This window comes from Sulfitobacter sp. OXR-159 (assembly GCF_034377145.1).
Taxonomy (GTDB): domain Bacteria; phylum Pseudomonadota; class Alphaproteobacteria; order Rhodobacterales; family Rhodobacteraceae; genus Sulfitobacter.
In genome coordinates, this window is sequence record NZ_CP139707.1 from 405,288 (window position 1) to 421,408 (window position 16,121).

At 62.3% G+C, this 16,121-nt stretch carries 16 protein-coding genes; 9 read left to right on the top strand and 7 right to left on the bottom strand.

The features are described from left to right. Positions 1-5 precede the first annotated feature (5 nt). From holA to T8A63_RS01985, 4 genes are all read right to left on the bottom strand, one after another. The gene (gene holA, locus T8A63_RS01970; protein WP_322344849.1) at positions 6-1,004 is read right to left on the bottom strand and encodes a DNA polymerase III subunit delta; all 999 of its coding nucleotides are present in this window, start codon (positions 1,002-1,004) and stop codon (positions 6-8) included. Then, the gene (gene lptE, locus T8A63_RS01975) at positions 1,001-1,501 is read right to left on the bottom strand and encodes an LPS assembly lipoprotein LptE (protein WP_067624415.1); all 501 of its coding nucleotides are present in this window, start codon (positions 1,499-1,501) and stop codon (positions 1,001-1,003) included. Before lptE ends, holA begins: the two co-directional genes overlap by 4 nt. Then, entirely contained in the window at positions 1,488-4,034 is a 2,547-nt protein-coding gene (gene leuS, locus T8A63_RS01980; RefSeq protein ID WP_322344850.1) for a leucine--tRNA ligase, read from the bottom strand. The genes lptE and leuS overlap by 14 nt, the downstream gene beginning before the upstream one ends. A gap of 82 nt (positions 4,035-4,116) precedes the next feature. After that, positions 4,117-4,611 carry a DUF3576 domain-containing protein gene (locus T8A63_RS01985; RefSeq protein WP_067936865.1) on the bottom strand — a complete coding sequence of 165 codons (495 nt, stop codon included), beginning with the start codon at positions 4,609-4,611 and terminating at the stop codon, positions 4,117-4,119. A 291-nt stretch (positions 4,612-4,902) separates the two neighbouring features. Between T8A63_RS01985 and T8A63_RS01990 the strand changes: the two genes are divergently transcribed. Together T8A63_RS01990 and T8A63_RS01995 are read left to right on the top strand one after the other, a co-directional pair. Continuing rightward, positions 4,903-5,880, top strand: coding sequence for a porin (locus tag T8A63_RS01990; RefSeq protein ID WP_322344851.1), 978 nt, complete (start codon positions 4,903-4,905; stop codon positions 5,878-5,880). Between the two features lie 102 nt (positions 5,881-5,982). Next, the gene (locus tag T8A63_RS01995) at positions 5,983-6,636 is read left to right on the top strand and encodes a YggS family pyridoxal phosphate-dependent enzyme (RefSeq protein WP_322344852.1); all 654 of its coding nucleotides are present in this window, start codon (positions 5,983-5,985) and stop codon (positions 6,634-6,636) included. Here the strand turns inward: T8A63_RS01995 and T8A63_RS02000 are convergent. Next, on the bottom strand, positions 6,626-7,120 hold the full coding sequence (locus T8A63_RS02000; protein WP_322344853.1) for a L,D-transpeptidase family protein: 495 nt from the start codon (positions 7,118-7,120) through the stop codon (positions 6,626-6,628). The genes T8A63_RS01995 and T8A63_RS02000 overlap by 11 nt on opposite strands. After that, positions 7,117-8,208, bottom strand: coding sequence for a GTP cyclohydrolase II (gene ribA / locus T8A63_RS02005; protein ID WP_322344854.1), 1,092 nt, complete (start codon positions 8,206-8,208; stop codon positions 7,117-7,119). The genes T8A63_RS02000 and ribA overlap by 4 nt, the downstream gene beginning before the upstream one ends. A gap of 162 nt (positions 8,209-8,370) precedes the next feature. Between ribA and T8A63_RS02010 the strand changes: the two genes are divergently transcribed. The 5 genes from T8A63_RS02010 to T8A63_RS02030 all read left to right on the top strand — a co-directional run bounded on the left by T8A63_RS02010 (position 8,371) and on the right by T8A63_RS02030 (position 12,150). Further along, positions 8,371-9,057: a response regulator transcription factor gene (locus T8A63_RS02010; RefSeq protein ID WP_067261731.1), complete on the top strand. Its 687-nt coding sequence runs from the start codon at positions 8,371-8,373 to the stop codon at positions 9,055-9,057. A 478-nt stretch (positions 9,058-9,535) separates the two neighbouring features. Next, entirely contained in the window at positions 9,536-10,324 is a 789-nt protein-coding gene (locus T8A63_RS02015; protein WP_067624394.1) for an exodeoxyribonuclease III, read from the top strand. A gap of 54 nt (positions 10,325-10,378) precedes the next feature. Continuing rightward, positions 10,379-11,299, top strand: a complete 921-nt coding sequence (gene trxA, locus T8A63_RS02020; protein WP_322344855.1) for a thioredoxin — start codon at positions 10,379-10,381, stop codon at positions 11,297-11,299. 27 nt (positions 11,300-11,326) lie between these two features. Next, a complete protein-coding gene (locus tag T8A63_RS02025) occupies positions 11,327-11,971 on the top strand; it encodes an LON peptidase substrate-binding domain-containing protein (RefSeq protein WP_322344856.1) in 645 nt (214 codons plus the stop codon). After that, positions 11,968-12,150, top strand: coding sequence for a Trm112 family protein (locus T8A63_RS02030; protein ID WP_067624385.1), 183 nt, complete (start codon positions 11,968-11,970; stop codon positions 12,148-12,150). Before T8A63_RS02025 ends, T8A63_RS02030 begins: the two co-directional genes overlap by 4 nt. A gap of 10 nt (positions 12,151-12,160) precedes the next feature. On the opposite strand, the gene T8A63_RS02035 is transcribed toward T8A63_RS02030, so the two are convergent. Continuing rightward, positions 12,161-13,387: an FAD-dependent monooxygenase gene (locus tag T8A63_RS02035; protein ID WP_322345648.1), complete on the bottom strand. Its 1,227-nt coding sequence runs from the start codon at positions 13,385-13,387 to the stop codon at positions 12,161-12,163. Between the two features lie 85 nt (positions 13,388-13,472). Here T8A63_RS02035 and T8A63_RS02040 point away from each other — a divergent pair, with 85 nt between their 5' ends. Then, the gene (locus tag T8A63_RS02040; protein WP_322344857.1) at positions 13,473-14,807 is read left to right on the top strand and encodes an amidase; all 1,335 of its coding nucleotides are present in this window, start codon (positions 13,473-13,475) and stop codon (positions 14,805-14,807) included. A gap of 123 nt (positions 14,808-14,930) precedes the next feature. After that, positions 14,931-16,112, top strand: a complete 1,182-nt coding sequence (locus tag T8A63_RS02045) for an aminotransferase class I/II-fold pyridoxal phosphate-dependent enzyme (protein WP_322345650.1) — start codon at positions 14,931-14,933, stop codon at positions 16,110-16,112. The last annotated feature ends 9 nt before the right edge of the window (positions 16,113-16,121 follow it).

Sequence of the window (16,121 nt, forward strand, 5' to 3'; positions counted from 1 at the left end):
CAAAATCAACGTTGTGCGCCCAGCATCGCCAGACGGATAAAGGCCCGCTCGACCAAAGCCAGCGCCGGGGCGTGCTGCCCGGCAGAGCGCAGCTTGAGGTCGGTCTCGGTCAGCACCGCAAGCGCGGTTTCCAGCTTCACCGCGCCCCAGTTGCGCGCCTGCCGCATCGCGCGGTCGCGATCACGCACGCCATAGATCGGCGCGCCGGGGTTGGCGGCGATGCGGTAGAGGGTGCGGAAATGCCGGGTGGCCATGATCGTCAGCGTTACCGGGTTCACGCCTTGGCCTTGCAGCTTGCTCATCACGGGGCCGATTTCGGCGGCGCGGGTCTCGGCGACCACATGCAGGATGTCGTCGACCTCGGCCTCGGTCGAGGTGGGGGCGCAGGCGGCGATGTCTTCCAGCCCGATGTGGCTGCTGTCACCCAGTTTGTAGAGCGTGATCTTCTCTAGCGTTTGGCGGAAATCACCCGGATCAAGGGTGCGGGCCAGATCGCTGAGCGCGGCCATGGCGTCGGCCTCGGGGGTGAGGCCCGCATCCTTTAGCATCTGTTCGATCTCGGCCCGATCGGGCGGATTGTCATAGATCGCGGTGGCATAGGCGTTGGGGTGGCTCTCAAAGGCTTTAAGCACCTTGGAGGTTTTCTTTAGACCGCCCGCCGTGACGATGATCTGCGCATCGCCCGGCTGCCAGTCTTTGAGCGCGTCGAGCAGGATTTTCGCGATATTGTCATTCGCCTCTTCCACCAGCGCCGCTCGCGGGCCGGGGAAGAACCCGACGGCCTTGATCGCGTCCAACAGCATCGCCGGATCGCGGCGCAATTCACCTGCGGGCATCCGGCTGAGGCGCATTTCCTCTTCGGCATTGGCGCCGAGCAGGTTTTTCAGGAATTCCTGCCGTTTCAATGCCACGCGCATGGCATCGCTGCCGTAGATCAAAAGCCCCGTCCGCGCGGGATCAGGCCGCGCGAAATAGGGCTTTGCGTCGCGGGGGGTGAGCTTCATTGCGGCAAGTCAGCTGCGTAAAGACGGCTCACGACGAGGTCAGCCAGAATCACCATTAGGCGCTCTTGCGCGTCCAACTCGGCGGCACGGGTGGCGACGGTGGTGCCGGTGGCGGAATAGCCGGTGAAGCTTTCGACCTTGCCCGAGGTCACGATCTGCCCGCTGTCGAGGTCGCGCAGGGCGTAAGAGGTGGTGCCAAGCAGGTTATAGCGCCGGGTGTTGCCTTCGCTGTCGATGGCCAGCCCGTCTTCGGTTGTGGTGGTGGTCAGCGCCAGCCCCCAGCGGGGCGTGGCCGCGCGGCCCAAGCGGCTTTCCACCTCGCGCACTAGGAAATAGCCAAAGCGGTCTTCGGGCGCATCGACCAGCACGCGGTTTTGCAGGGCCGTGCCCGCGCCGCCGGGGCCATAGACCGGCTCGAACCCGCAGGCGGCGAGCGCCAGCAGGGGCAGAGCCAACAGGAAGCGGCGGCGCATATGGGTGGGCTTAGGCAACGACATTCACAATCCGTCCGGGCACGACGATGACCTTTTTCGGTGTGGCCCCGTCCAGCGTTCGAATGACAGCTTCATGCGCCAGCGCGATTTTTTCAACCTCTTCCTTCGGCATGTCGGCGGGAACCTGAATTTCTGCCCGGCGTTTGCCGTTGATCTGGATCGGCAGGGTCACGGTGTCATCGACCAGCATCTTCTCATCGGCCTTGGGCCATGGGGCCTTGGTGATCAACCCTTCGCCGCCTTGATGTGCCCAGATGTCTTCGGCCAGGTGCGGGGTCATCGGGGACATGAGCTGCGCCAGCGTCATGATCGCTTCGCGCTGCGCGGCATAGCCTGCTTTGGATTTTTGCAAGGTGGCGGTGAAGGCATAGAGCTTGGCAATCGCCGCGTTGAAGCCGAAGGATTCCACGCCCATGGTCACGTCATGGATCGTCTTGTGCAGGGCGCGCAGCAGGTCATCATCACCGGTGCCGGTTGCATCGCGGTCCATTTCGCTCACGCGGTCGCAGATGTTCCACACGCGCGACAGGTGCTTGTAAGACGCCTCGGCCCCGCTGGCGGTCCATTCCACATCGCGCTCTGGGGGCGAATCGCTGAGCACGAACCAACGCGCGGTGTCGGCGCCGTAGTTCGAGATGATGTGCAGCGGGTCGACGACGTTCTTCTTGGACTTCGACATTTTGGCGGAGGGGATGATCTCAACCTCGGTGCCGTCGGTGAGTTTGCCGTCGGTCACCTCTTCGGGGAGGTGATAGACCGGGCGGCCATTATCGTCGCGGGTCTGGTAGATCTCATGGGTTACCATGCCTTGGGTAAAGAGCGCGTCGAAGGGCTCCACCGCGCTTTCGGGCAGGTGGCCGGTGATTTGCATCGCACGGGCAAAGAAGCGCGAGTAGAGCAGGTGCAGGATCGCGTGTTCGATGCCGCCGATATATTGATCGACGTTCATCCAATATTGCGCGTCTTCCATGACGGTCGGCGTCTCCGCGCGCGGTGCGGTGAAACGGGCGAAATACCACGAACTGTCGACGAAGGTGTCCATCGTGTCGGTCTCGCGCAGCGCGTCCTTGCCGCAGGTGGGACAGGCGCAGTTGCGCCATGTCGGGTGGCGGTCAAGCGGGTTGCCGGGGGTGTCAAAGCTGACGTCGTAGGGCAGCTCGATCGGCAGGTTCTCTTTCTTTTCGGGCACCACGCCGCAGTCGCCACAATGGACAACCGGGATCGGGCAGCCCCAGTAGCGCTGGCGCGAGAGGCCCCAGTCCCGCAGGCGGTATTTGGTGACGCCTTGGCCAATGCCGTTTTCCTCGCAAAAGGCGATGGCGGCATCGACGGCTTCTTCGCCGGTTTGCCACTGGTCGCCCGCGAAGCCACGGTTGTAGAAGACCTTTTCCGACTTCTGCGGCACGAAGGCCTCGGTCAGTTTGGGCGAGGCGTCTTCCGAAGGCAGGAAGGTCGAGATGATCGGCAGGTCGTATTTGCTGGCGAAATCGAAATCGCGCTGGTCGTGGCCGGGGCAGCCAAAGATCGCGCCGGTGCCGTAGTCCATCAAGATGAAGTTCGCGATATAGACCGGCAATTCATGCGCCGTGTCAAAGGGATGGCGCACGCGGATGCCGGTGTCATAGCCCAGCTTCTCGGCGGTCTCGATCGCCTCTTCGGTGGTGCCGCCCTTGCGGCATTCGGCGCAGAAGGCGGCGACGGCTTCATCGTCCCGCTCCAGCGTTTTGGCCAGCGGGTGGTCGGGCGAAATGCCGACAAAAGACGCGCCCAGCAGCGTATCGGGGCGGGTGGTATAGACTTCGATGCGGTCGAAGCCCTCGGGTGCTTCGATGGTCGAGAAGGCAAACTGCAGCCCGCGCGATTTGCCGATCCAGTTCGCCTGCATCAGCTTTACCTTCGCGGGCCAGTTGTCGAGGCTGTCGAGCGCCGAGAGCAACTCTTCGGAGTGGTCCGAAATCTTGAAGAACCACTGCGTCAACTCGCGCCGCTCGACCGGTGCGCCAGAGCGCCAGCCGCAGCCGTTTTCGACCTGCTCGTTTGCCAGCACGGTCATATCGACCGGGTCCCAGTTCACCACAGCGTTTTTGCGGTAGACCAGCCCCTCTTTGAGGAAGTCCAAAAACAGCGCCTGCTGCTGGCCGTAGTAGCCGGGGTGGCAGGTGGCGATCTCGCGCGACCAGTCGATCGAGAGGCCGAGCGGCTTCATCTGTTTTTTCATCTCGGCGATATTGGCATAGGTCCAATCCGCCGGGTGGCCACCGATGGCCATCGCTGCGTTTTCGGCGGGCATACCAAAGGCATCCCAGCCCATCGGGTGCAGCACGTTATGCCCCGTTGCGATCTTGTAGCGCGCGATTACGTCGCCCATCGTGTAGTTGCGCACATGGCCCATATGGATCCGGCCCGACGGATAGGGGAACATCTCAAGCACATAGTATTTCGGCTTGTCAGCGTTGCGGGTGGCCTGAAAGACGCCATCCTTTTCCCAGGCTTGCTGCCAGCGGGCTTCGATCTCGGCGGGGGTATAGCGGGGCATGAGGGGACCTTCGTGACATGAAAAACGCCGGGCTGCTGCTTTCACAAGGCCCGGCGTTGGAAACGTGTTGAGTTAAGCGGGCTCAGAATTTGCTGTCGGACACGCGCATCTCCCGCGCCCGGCTGAGGATCGCATCCTCTACCGCGCGGGTTGTCGCCCGTGCCACCGGCTGGCCGCCCGAGGATTGCAGCGCCACGTTGAGCGAGCGGGCATCAAGCGCCGGATCATCGATCAGCACGGTCGCGCGATAGGCGCGGCCACCGCCCGGCGGGGTGCCGTAGCCGGTGACGATCACCCCGGTGAAAGGATCGACCGATTGCACCGGCAGGAAGTTCAACACTTCCAGCGAGGCCGACCAGAGGTACTTGTTCACTGAAACGCTGGAAACCGTGTTCTTGCGGTTGAAGATCGACCAGATCGTATTGTCTGGATTGGTCTCAATGTTATTGGGATTGTTCGGGTTGGTGTATTGATCCGGCCGTTCCGTGGCTGGGCTGCCAAAGCCCCCACCACAGGCGGCAAGCGCGCTGAGCGCCAGAACGGAGATCGCCATCTTGCAAGCGGTACGAAGGGCCATTGCAGCTTTCCTTTGCCTGTTTGCGCTCCGGTCTATCCAAGCAGGCCCATGTCGGCAAGGTCTATGTCATAGGTGCCTGTTCGGGCGCTCTGCCCCTGCGCCAAAGGCAGTAACGGGCAGGCGGGGCAGGCCCGGGCGGCGAAACTGTGGCATAGCTGCACCAGCGTCAGCGACATTGAGGGCGGGGGGCGCGTGAACCTTGCCAAGTGCGGGGCATTGGGGGCAAACACCCTTCATACCCTTACCGGATTCCCCGGTCTGGGCATATGAATTCAAACCGAGGGAAAACTCATGAAAAAAGTTCTCTTCGCTACAACAGCCCTGGTTGCGACCGCCGGTGTAGCAGCAGCAGACGTAACATTCGGCGGCTACGGCCGCTTTGGTGTCTTGTATTCGAGCGCGGCAGGCCCGGATGGTCTTGCGCAAACATTCGGTGATGATGGGACCGGAGATAGCTCCACCGACCTGACGTACCGTTTCCGTCTCCAATTGGATGCAACCGCAGAGTCTGATGCCGGTGTGGTTTTCGGTGCGCGTGTTCGTATCGAACAGGAAAACGATGAAGTCGGCGACGCGGCAAATTCCGGGACCGGTATCAACGCACCGCGCTTTTTCGCCCGCTCCGGTGGTTTAGAAGTCGGCGTTGGAAACATTTACGGCGCGATCGAAGCTATGCCCGGCATGTATCCCATCGACCTCGGCCTGACCGGTCTTGAGTACCAATACTCGCCCTTTCAGTACGGTGCCGACTTCTACGATTCCGATGGCGCAGGTGCATCGGCTGGCAGCGCCGGTACTGGTGCGCCGTTCCAGAACGCTGTTGAAGTTATGTATTCCTTCGGCGACTTGTCGGTGCATGTTTCGGCGTCGGAGGGTGCTCGCGACCGCGTGGCGGCACATGTCGCCTATACCTGGAGCGGCTGGACATTCGCGCTGGGTGGCCAGGACTCCAACTCAGCAACGGACACCGAGTGGCTAGCGTCGGCCGGTGGTTCTCTTGGCGCAGTTGATGTGAGCCTAGCCTATGCCGATAATGGTGCGAACGGCGACCAGTGGACGCTCGCCGGTCGTTACGACGTCAGCGACGCGACTAATATCGAGTTCTATGTCTCCGATGCGGAAACCTACTTCGGTAACCCCACGAGCAACAACTCTTATGGTGTTGACTTTAACCATGACTTGGGTGGCGGCACGTCCCTCCGTGGTGGCGTTGCAAAACTCTTCCAGGGTCACACCGTTGCCGACATGGGTGTTCGCTTCAACTTCTAAGTTGAACGACAGACTGTGAATATTGGGGCAGGCCTTTCGGTCTGCCCCTTTTCTTTTGCCCACTGCTGTTGTTTTCTGCGCGCCTGACAAGGAGGGCCGAAAATGAGTCTGAGCGACATCCAAAACCGCATCTCGAAAGCCGAAGCCGATGCAGGCCGCGCGCCGGGGTCGGTCAAGCTGATTGCCGTCAGTAAGGTTCAGCCCGACGCGCGTGTGCGTGCGGTCTTGGAAGAGGGGCACCGCTCTTTCGGAGAGAACCGCGTGCAAGAGGCGGCGGGCAAATGGCCCGGTTTTCGTGAGGATTTTGACGGCATTGACCTGCACATCATCGGCCCATTGCAAAGCAACAAGGTGCGGCAAGCGATGGAACTGGCCGAAGCGATCCACACGGTGGACCGTCCGAAACTGGCCAAGACCATCGCCCGTCTGGCACAGGAGATTGGCCGCTGTCCCGATTTGTTCATTCAGGTAAACACCGGCGAGGAAGATCAGAAGGCCGGCGTGATGCCCCATGAGGCGGATGGCTTCATCGCTGAATGCCGCGCGCTGGATCTGCCGATCAAGGGCTTGATGTGCATTCCCCCAGTGGATGAGGCGCCATCGCTGCACTTCGCACTGCTGGCCAAGATCGCCGCACGCAATGATCTGAGTGGCCTTTCGATGGGCATGAGTGGTGACTTCGAGCAGGCCATCGCTCTTGGTGCGACCCATGTGCGTGTCGGCTCTGCCATCTTTGGCGAACGGGTTAGCGAATAATCAGCCGCGTCGCCTGGCCGATACGGGCCGCGATCTCATGAAGATCGTCCCGCGCAAAGGCGATGCAGCCCTCGGTCGGGTAGCCGGGCCGCCGCCACTGGTGAATAAAGATCGCGGAGCCGCGCCCGGCCTCGGCCTCTGGCCAGTTCCAATCGGTCAGGATCACCAAGTCATAGAGCGGATCGGCGCGGCGCAGCGCCTCGTGGCTATGGGGGTAGGGGGCATGGACGCGGTGGTTGTAGTCAGGCTGGCCGCTGGCGTCCGACCACAGATCACCGGTCCCGATCGGCTGCGCCCAAGCGCTTGGGGCCGGGATGCGGTCAGGCCGGTAGAGCATGCCGACCAAGCGATGGACCCCGCGCGGCGTGGCACCATCGCCTTCGCGCTTGTCACGGGTCAGACCGCCCTTGCCGATGCTGCAGGCATAGCGCCGCCCCTGAAACCGCAGCCCCGTCGGGGTCAAAACCATATCGTTCGGGGTCACAGCAGATGCCCAGACTTCGCGGCTTTGGTGGCCAGATAGGCGCTGTTATGGCGGTTCTCGCCCACGGCCAGCGGGACGCGCTCGGTCACCGCAATGCCGCTTTGCTCCATCATGCCGACCTTGCGGGGGTTGTTGGTCAGCAGACGAACGGCGGAGAACCCCATCGAGCGCAGGATGTCGGCCCCGAGGCGGAAGTCGCGCTCATCATCCTCAAACCCCAGCCGGTGATTGGCCTCAACCGTGTCGAAACCCTGATCCTGCAAGGAATAGGCGCGCATCTTATTGGCAAGGCCGATGCCGCGCCCCTCTTGGTTGAGGTAAAGCAGCACGCCATTGCCCTCACCGCCCATCTGCGCCAATGCAGCCCGAAGCTGCGGGCCGCAGTCGCATTTTAGGCTGCCCATCAGATCGCCGGTAAAACAGGCCGAATGCAGCCGGCAGAGGACGGGCGTGTTGCGGGCAGGGCGGCCAATCTCGATGGCGTAATGCTCTTCGCCGCCGTCTTCGGGTCGGAAAATATGCAGGCGACCGGCCTCTGACACCTCCATCGGCAGGCGGGCGTTGACCACCGGGTGCAGGGCGCTGCGACGGGCGAGGATGGGGGCGGCGGCGGTGAGATCGATCAGGGTCAACCCATGCAGTCGCGCGAAGTCAGCGCCCTGCGGCAGGTCCAGCACAAGCGCCGCGGGCAGCATCCGCGCGGCTTTTACCAGATCAAGTGCGGCGCTATGGGCGGCTGTATCCCCGCCCCGCGCGGTTTTGAGCGGGCCTTTCATCGGCGCGCGCAGGTCATCCGCCGGATCGGCGATGCTTTGCACCCAAGCGGGTGTCGCGCCGGGGGGCAGCAGCACGCGGGCGAGATTGCCATCATAGGCGCGCGCCTTAAGCGTTTCCGCCCGCCGCGCCGTGATCGCCAACACCGGCGCACCGCCCAAGGCCAGCACATCCGCAAGGCGCTGCGCGGTCAGCGTCTCCGCCGCCAGCACGAGAGCGGCCTGCGCCCCATCCGCCAAAACCACGGGCACGCCCATGCGTAAATCGGCCCGCGCACGCGCCAGTTGTTCGGTGATGTCCGGGGCGAAACTCATGGTTTGTTGCAACTCCGCAAAGGCTTCAGCGTTTATCTAAGTTATTTCCCAAGGAATTGAAACATTTCACGCTTTGTTGACACGAGGCTGTGAGACAGAGGTCACATACCTTGTCGGAGCCCGTGCCGAAGCGCATGTATAAGGCAACAGACGGAGAGATAGATGGCCCAGCTTAAGAAAATCCTGCTCGTTGACGATGACGATGACCTGCGCGAAGCGCTGAGCGAACAGCTTATCATGACCGAGGATTTCGATGTGTTCGAGGCCGCCAACGGCACCGAGGCGATGACCAAGGCGAAAGAGGCGCTCTATGATCTCATCATCCTCGACGTCGGCCTGCCCGATACCGATGGCCGTGAGCTTTGCCGTCTGATGCGCAAACAGGGGGTGAAAAGCCCGATCCTGATGCTGACCGGTCATGACACCGATGCCGATACCATCCTCGGCCTTGATGCGGGGGCGAATGACTATGTCACCAAACCGTTCAAATTCCCCGTCCTTCTGGCCCGTATCCGTGCGCAACTCCGCCAGCACGAGCAATCCGAAGATGCGGTGTTCCAGCTTGGACCCTATACGTTCAAACCCGCGATGAAGGTTCTGACCACGGAGGACGACCGCAAGGTGCGTCTGACCGAGAAAGAGACTAATATCCTCAAGTTCCTCTACCGCTCCAACGATGGTGTGGTGCCGCGCGATGTGTTGCTGCATGAGGTCTGGGGCTACAATGCGGGCGTCACGACCCACACGCTTGAAACCCATATTTACCGCCTGCGGCAGAAGATCGAGCCTGACCCTTCGAATGCCCGCTTGCTGGTGACTGAATCCGGTGGTTATCGCCTGATGGCATAAAAACCGGGAACCATTTCCAACCTCGTTTGGTTGGAAACCCTGAGAGGCGGGGTTTTCATGACCCGCCACTCGGTTTGAAGCCCGACTTTTGTACCCGGGTAAAGGTACATACCTCCCTGTTGGACTGGCCGGGCCATAGTGCCCGGCCTTTTTTTGTCCGGGGCGGGGTTGAGATCGTCACTCCTGCCCGGAGCCACGCCGCAGGCGCCGGGCCATCGCCTGCCCGCCCGTCACGCCAAAGGCGTGCCGTATCATTCTCAGCGCACCTCCGGTGCGACCGGATAGGCGATTTAGAGAGGCTGGGCGCGACCTTCAGAACACACATCAAGGCCGCACCATAAAGTGGCAACAAGCGGCCTTGGGTCGCCGACTCGCGGGCAGGCGATGGCCCTTACCGCAAGGAACCCCATTTCCGCATGGCACCGCCGCGCCACCCGCGTTATTGTGCCGACCTACCCCCAGACCGGAGCCTGCCCCCATGTCCTTTTCTCTCGCCACTTGGAACATCAACTCTGTCCGTCTGCGCGAGCCTTTGGTGTTGAAGCTGCTGGCCGAACACGGGCCGGATGTGCTCTGCCTTCAAGAATGCAAAAGCCCGGTCGACAAGATCCCGGTCGAGGCGTTCAAGGCGGCGGGATACACGCATATGGTTGCGCGTGGGCAGAAGGGCTACAACGGTGTGGCGATCCTGTCAAAGCTGCCCTTGGTGGATGCGGGCGATCAGGATTTCGCCATGTTGGGCCACGCCCGCCATGTGGCGGCCAAGCTGGAAAACGGCACCACGATCCACAATTTCTACGTCCCCGCAGGCGGCGACAAACCCAACCGCGAGATCAATGAGAAGTTTGGCCAGAAACTCGATTACCTCTCGGAAATGCGCGACTGGTTTCATAGCGACAAACCCGAGAAGTCGATCCTTGTGGGCGACCTGAACATCGCCCCGCGTGAGGATGATGTCTGGGACCACAAAAAGCTGTTGAAGATCGTCAGCCACACGCCTGTCGAGGTCGAAGCGCTTGGCGCGGTGCAAGATGCGGGCAATTGGGTCGACATCACCCGGCAGGATGTGCCGGCTGGCAACCTCTATAGCTGGTGGTCCTACCGCGCTGCCGATTGGGATGCCGCCGATAAGGGTCGCAGACTCGATCATATCTGGGCCACATCGGATATCGCGCAGGCCGGGCACTCCAGCCATATCGTCCGCGATGCGCGCGGTTGGGAGAAACCCAGCGACCACGCGCCGGTTTTTGCCAGTTTTGACCTTTGAATCGCGTCCCCGCACGTCCATATAAGGCCAAACGCGATTAGCGAGGATAACAGCATGACCGACCTGAACCTTTCCACCGCCGCCCCTGCGGATGCCGACCTGATCAAGGACACGACCGAGGCGACCTTCATGGCTGACGTGGTCGATGCCTCGCAAACGGTGCCGGTCATCGTTGATTTCTGGGCGCCGTGGTGCGGCCCCTGCAAGACGCTTGGCCCGATGTTGGAGGACGCCGTGCGCGCGGCCAAGGGCGCGGTGAAGATGGTGAAGGTCAATGTCGATGAGGCCCAGAACATCGCGGGCCAATTGCAGATCCAATCGATCCCCACGGTCTATGCCTTTTTCAAAGGCCAGCCGGTCGACGGTTTCCAAGGCGCGCTGCCGCAGTCCGAGATCAAGGCTTTCGTCGACCGCGTGGTAAAGGCGGGGGGCGGCGAAGCGCCCGGTGATACGCTGGCCGATGCCGTCGCCGCCGCCGAAGAGATGCTGGCCGAGGGGGCCGCCACGGATGCGGCGCAGACCTTTGCCGCAATTCTGGAAGAAGACCCGATGAACGCGCCCGCCTATGGCGGCATGGTCCGGTCCCATATCGCCATGGGCGCTTTGGATCAGGCCGAAGCCCTGCTCAACGGTGCGCCGATTGAGATCTCCAAGGCCCCCGAACTTGAAGCCGCCCATGCCCAATTGCAACTGGCGCATCAGGCCGCGGATGCAGGCCCGGTGGCTGAGTTGACCGAGAAGGTCGAGGCCAACCCCGACGATCATCAGGCGCGGTTTGATCTGGCTCAGGCACTTTATGCGCATAACGATGCCGAAGGGGCCGTGGATCATCTGCTGGAGCTTTTCCGCCGGGATCGTGAGTGGAATGAGGGCGCTGCTAAGACCCAAATGTTCACCATTTTTGAGGCGCTTAAGCCCAATGATCCGGTGGTGCTCAATGGCCGTCGCAAACTGTCGTCAATGATATTTGCCTGAGGAGACGGGCGCGCTAAGTCCCTTGTCATGATCAAGCCAGCAGAACTGCCCAAGACTATTGCGATCTTTCCGTTGGCAGGGGCGCTGCTGCTGCCCCGCTCGCGCCTGCCGCTGCATATCTTCGAGCCGCGTTATCTTCAGATGATCGAAGACGCGCTCAAGACTGACACGCGGTTGATTGGCATGGTCCAGCCCAACGAGATGCCCGGCCGCGACGGCAACGGGCTGCACCAGATCGGCTGCGCGGGGCGCATCACCCAGTTTTCCGAGACCGAGGATGGCCGCTATATGGTGACCCTTGCCGGCGTCTCACGCTTTCGTGTGGTGGAAGAGATTGAAGGCTTTTCCCCCTATCGCCGCTGCGATGTGAACTGGGCGGGCTTTGACCGTGACTTGGGCGAGGATGAGGTCGACGACAGTTTCGACCGGGTGCGGTTTCTTGATCTCTTGGGGCGGTATTTCGACACCCGCGGCCTCTCGGCTGATTGGGACACGTTGAAAGATGCCGAGGATGAGCTGCTGATAAACTCCCTGTCGATGATGTTGGAGTTTGAGGCCGAGGACAAACAGGCGTTGCTAGAGGCGCCGTCGCTGGAAACCCGGCGCGAGACATTGGTGACATTGATCGAATTCGCGATGCGCGGCGGTCAGGAAGAGGGCTTGATGCAATGACGGATGCCACCGTTCAATTCGACCGCCGGATGCTGGAGGCATTGATCTGCCCGCGCACCCAGACGACGCTGACCTATGACGCAGAAAAGCAAGAACTGGTGTCGAAAGCTGCCGGGCTGGCCTATCCGATCCGCAATGGCATTCCGGTGATGCTGCCTGATGAGGCGCGGACGCTGTAACTGGGCCCCGCTAAAGGGGCTTCCCACGCATCAATCGGGGCAGGTCACCCGTCAGCCCTGCCGCTTCGCGGATGAAGGTCCGGCGCAGGCCGGGCAGGGCGTTGATCGCGGCCATGCCCATGTCACGGGCCAGACGCAAAATCGCATTATCGTTTGAAAACAGCCGGTTAAAGCTGTCTGTCGCCAGCGCGAGGCTGGCATTGTCGAAGCGCCGCCATTCCTGATAACGCGCCGGTACCGCGTCGTTTCCGGGGTCTTCGCCCCGTCGCACCGCATCGGCAATCACCTCGGCCAAGGCCGCCACATCGCGTAGGCCTGCGTTCAACCCCTGACCTGCGATGGGATGCACTCCATGTGCCGCATCTCCCAAAAGCGCCACGCGCGGCGCGGTCATGGAATGCGCCAGCGACAGGCCCAGCGGATAGCTGTAGCGCGGGCCGGTCAGGGAAAGCTCCCCCAGAAAGCTGCCGAAGCGCGGGCGCAGCACGTCAAGGTATTGCGCATCCGGCAGGGCATTAATGGCGGCGGCATTTGCGCTGGCTTCGCTCCAGACGATCAGCGAGCGGTTACCAGTCAGCGGCAAGATCGCCAGCGGGCCGGGGGGCATAAAGAACTGATGCGCGATGCCGCTATGCGGTTTTTCGTGATCGACCACGCAGACCAGCGCCGTCTGACCATAGGACCATGCGATGCGCTTGATGCCCGCGCGTTCAGCCGTGCCGCTGCCGCGCCCATCGGCCCCCACGGCCAGCCGCGCGCGCAGTGTCTTGCCACTCTCCAGCGTCAGGGTGATGCCGGTCGGCTCGACCGTTTGATCGGTGACGCGGGTGTCGTTCAACATGGTGATCGCCGGATCGGCCGCAACGGCCTTTAGCAAGGCGCGCCGCAGGTGGCGGTCTTCGACCATATGACCCATCGGGCCTTCTTCGATCTCGGCATGGTCGAAATGCATGAACATGGGCGAGGGGCCGGTTCCGGCGCGCCCGTCGGTGACTTTGATCTGAAGCATCGGCTGGGCGTCACCGGCGATCTCGGGCCAGACGCCGATGCCTTCCATCAGTCGCACCGAGGTCAGCGCCAGCGCATAGGCGCGGCCATCGAAGTCGGCGTTCTCAAATGTCTGCGCGGGCAAGGCGTCGATCACCGCCACGCGCAACCCGGCGCGGCTGAGGGCCAAGGCAAGGGCAGGGCCGTTCAGCCCGCCGCCGATGATCGCGATATCGTGGTCAAAATCCATGGCCTTAGATATGACCTGCGCGCGGGGATTGTCCATGCGCCGAACGGTCGCTAGGTTCGCCACGAACAGCGGCAAGGGGTACGACATGCGCGAATGGTTGGAAATGACGGCGGCGGATCTGGGGCGCGGAATCGCGGCGGGCGATATCGACCCCGTGGCGCTTTGCGATACCTTTCTTGATGCCATCGACGCGCATCCGATGCACGACCGTATCTATGCCCGCGTCACCCCCGAGCGCGCCCGCGCCGAAGCGGCGGCGGCGGCAGAGCGCGCCCGCGACGGCCAGCGCCTGTCGCCCCTCGATGGTGTGCCGATCTCTTGGAAAGACCTTTTTGACACCGCGGGCACGGCGACGGAGGCGGGGACCAAGCTGCTCGAAGGCCGCGTGCCGGAAAGCGACGCCGAAGTCCTCGCCAATGCCACGGCCATGGGGCTGGTCTGTTTGGGTAAGACCCATATGAGCGAATTGGCTTTTTCGGGCCTTGGTCATAACCCCAGCACTGCGACACCGCCTTGTGTCAACGAGCCTGACAGTGTGTCGGGCGGGTCGTCCTCCGGGGCGGCGGCTTCGGTTGCCTTTGGCCTGGCGGCGGCGGCGATTGGCTCCGATACGGGCGGGTCAGTGCGTATCCCGGCGGCGTGGAACGATCTGGTGGGGCTGAAAACCACAGCGGGCCGTGTCTCTCTGGCCGGGACGGTGCCGCTGGCGGCGAAGTTCGATACGGTCGGCCCGCTTTGCCGATCTGTCGAAGATGCAGCGCTGCTGCTGAGCGTTTTAGAAGGTGCCAAATCTCCCGATTTGCACGAAAGCAATCTCGAAGGTTGTCGTTTTGCGGTGTTGACCAACGTTGTGATGGAAGAGCTTTCCGAAGAGCCAAAGGCGGCTTTCAGTGCGGCAGTGGAGCGGCTGAGAGAGGCCGGTGCCACGGTTGATGAAATCGCCGTGCCCGAGGTCGAAGACGCGATGCCGCTGAGTTCTTGTCTCTACACCACCGAAGCCTATGGGCTGTGGCGCGATGTGATCGAGGCCGATCCGCAAGCGATGTTCACTGAAATTCTTGAGCGTTTCCGGTTGGGTAAGGGGTTCTCCGGCCCCGATTACGTTGCCGCTTGGGCCAAACTTGATCTGGCGCGGGCAGGCTATGACCGGGCCGTGGCGGGCTATGACGCGGTGCTGGTGCCGACCGCGCCGATGCTGCCGCCGAACATCGAGCGGCTGAACAGCGATCACGACTATTACCTCGCGCAGAATCTCCTTTCGCTGCGCAATACGCGAGTCGCGAATCTCATGGGGCTCTGCGCGCTTACGTTGCCAACCGGAGCGCCGTCCTGCGGCATCTCTTTGATGGCTGCGCCCAATGCCGAGGAACAGCTTTTGCGCCTTGGTGCAGCGGCTGAAGCGGCCCTGCGCGAGGCATAACAGCGCACGACCGAAAAGCCACAAGGGCCGCAAATCTCCCGGTTTTTCTGGACGGGAGAGGCGGCCTTGGGTACCTTGGGGCAAACGGGGCGCAAATGATCCCGATCCGAGGCAGTTTTGATGATGTATTCCGAGCGGTTTTCGAACCTTCCGGCCCACGTGTGGCCGCGCCTGCGTGCCTTGCTTGATGGGCATGAGGGCGGCGGTACGCCTATCCATATGACCATTGGCGAACCGAAACATGCTTTCCCGGCTTGGGTCACGGATGAGATCGCGAAACACGCCGAAGGCTTTAACAAGTACCCGCCAAACGACGGCTCGCCCGAGTTGCGCGGTGCCATCGCCGCATGGATTGCCCGCCGCTACGGGGTCGAAATGGACCCCGACAGCGAGGTTATGGCGCTGAACGGCACCCGCGAGGGGCTGTATAACGCCGTCATCGCGCTCTGCCCGCCGACCAAGAACGGGGAGAAATCGGCGATTCTGATGCCGAACCCGTTCTACCAAGTCTATATGATCGGCGCGATCTCGGGCGGGGCAGAGCCCATCATGGTCCCCGCCACCGCCGAGACCGGGCATTTGCCCGATTTCGCCAGCCTGCCCGAAGAGGTGCTCCGCCGCACCACGGCGGCCTATCTTTGCTCCCCCGCCAATCCGCAGGGCGTTGTCGCCTCGCGCGACTATTGGGCCGATCTGATCGCGCTGGCCGAGAAATATGATTTCCTGATTTTCGCCGATGAATGCTATTCTGAGATCTACCGCGACACGCCGCCCACCGGCGCGTTGGAGGTGGTTAAAGAACTCGGCACCGACCGCAACCGGGTGGTGATCTTTCACTCGCTGTCGAAACGCTCCAACCTGCCGGGGCTGCGCTCAGGCTTTGCCGCCAGCGGGGCAGAGACGATGCGCGAGATCAAACAGTTGCGCAACTATGCGGGCGCACCGCTACCGCTGCCCTTGCAGCAGGCCGCTGCCGCCGTTTGGGCGGATGAAGCGCATGTGGAGGAGAACCGCGCGCTCTACCAAGAGAAATACGCCATCGCCGACCGGATTTTTGGCAATGTGCCGGGCTATGCGAGCCCCGAGGCGGGGTTCTTCTTGTGGCTCCCGGTTGAAGATGACGAGGCTGCGGCGCTGAAACTGTGGCGCGAGACAGGCGTGCGGGTGCTGCCCGGCAGCTATCTGGCGCAGAACGTTGCCGGGACCATCCCCGGTCAGAATTACATTCGGGTCGCCTTGGTGGCCCCAAAAGACGAAACGACGCGCGGGTTGGAAGCGATCCGCGACTGTCTGTATTCGACATAAGCGAGGGAC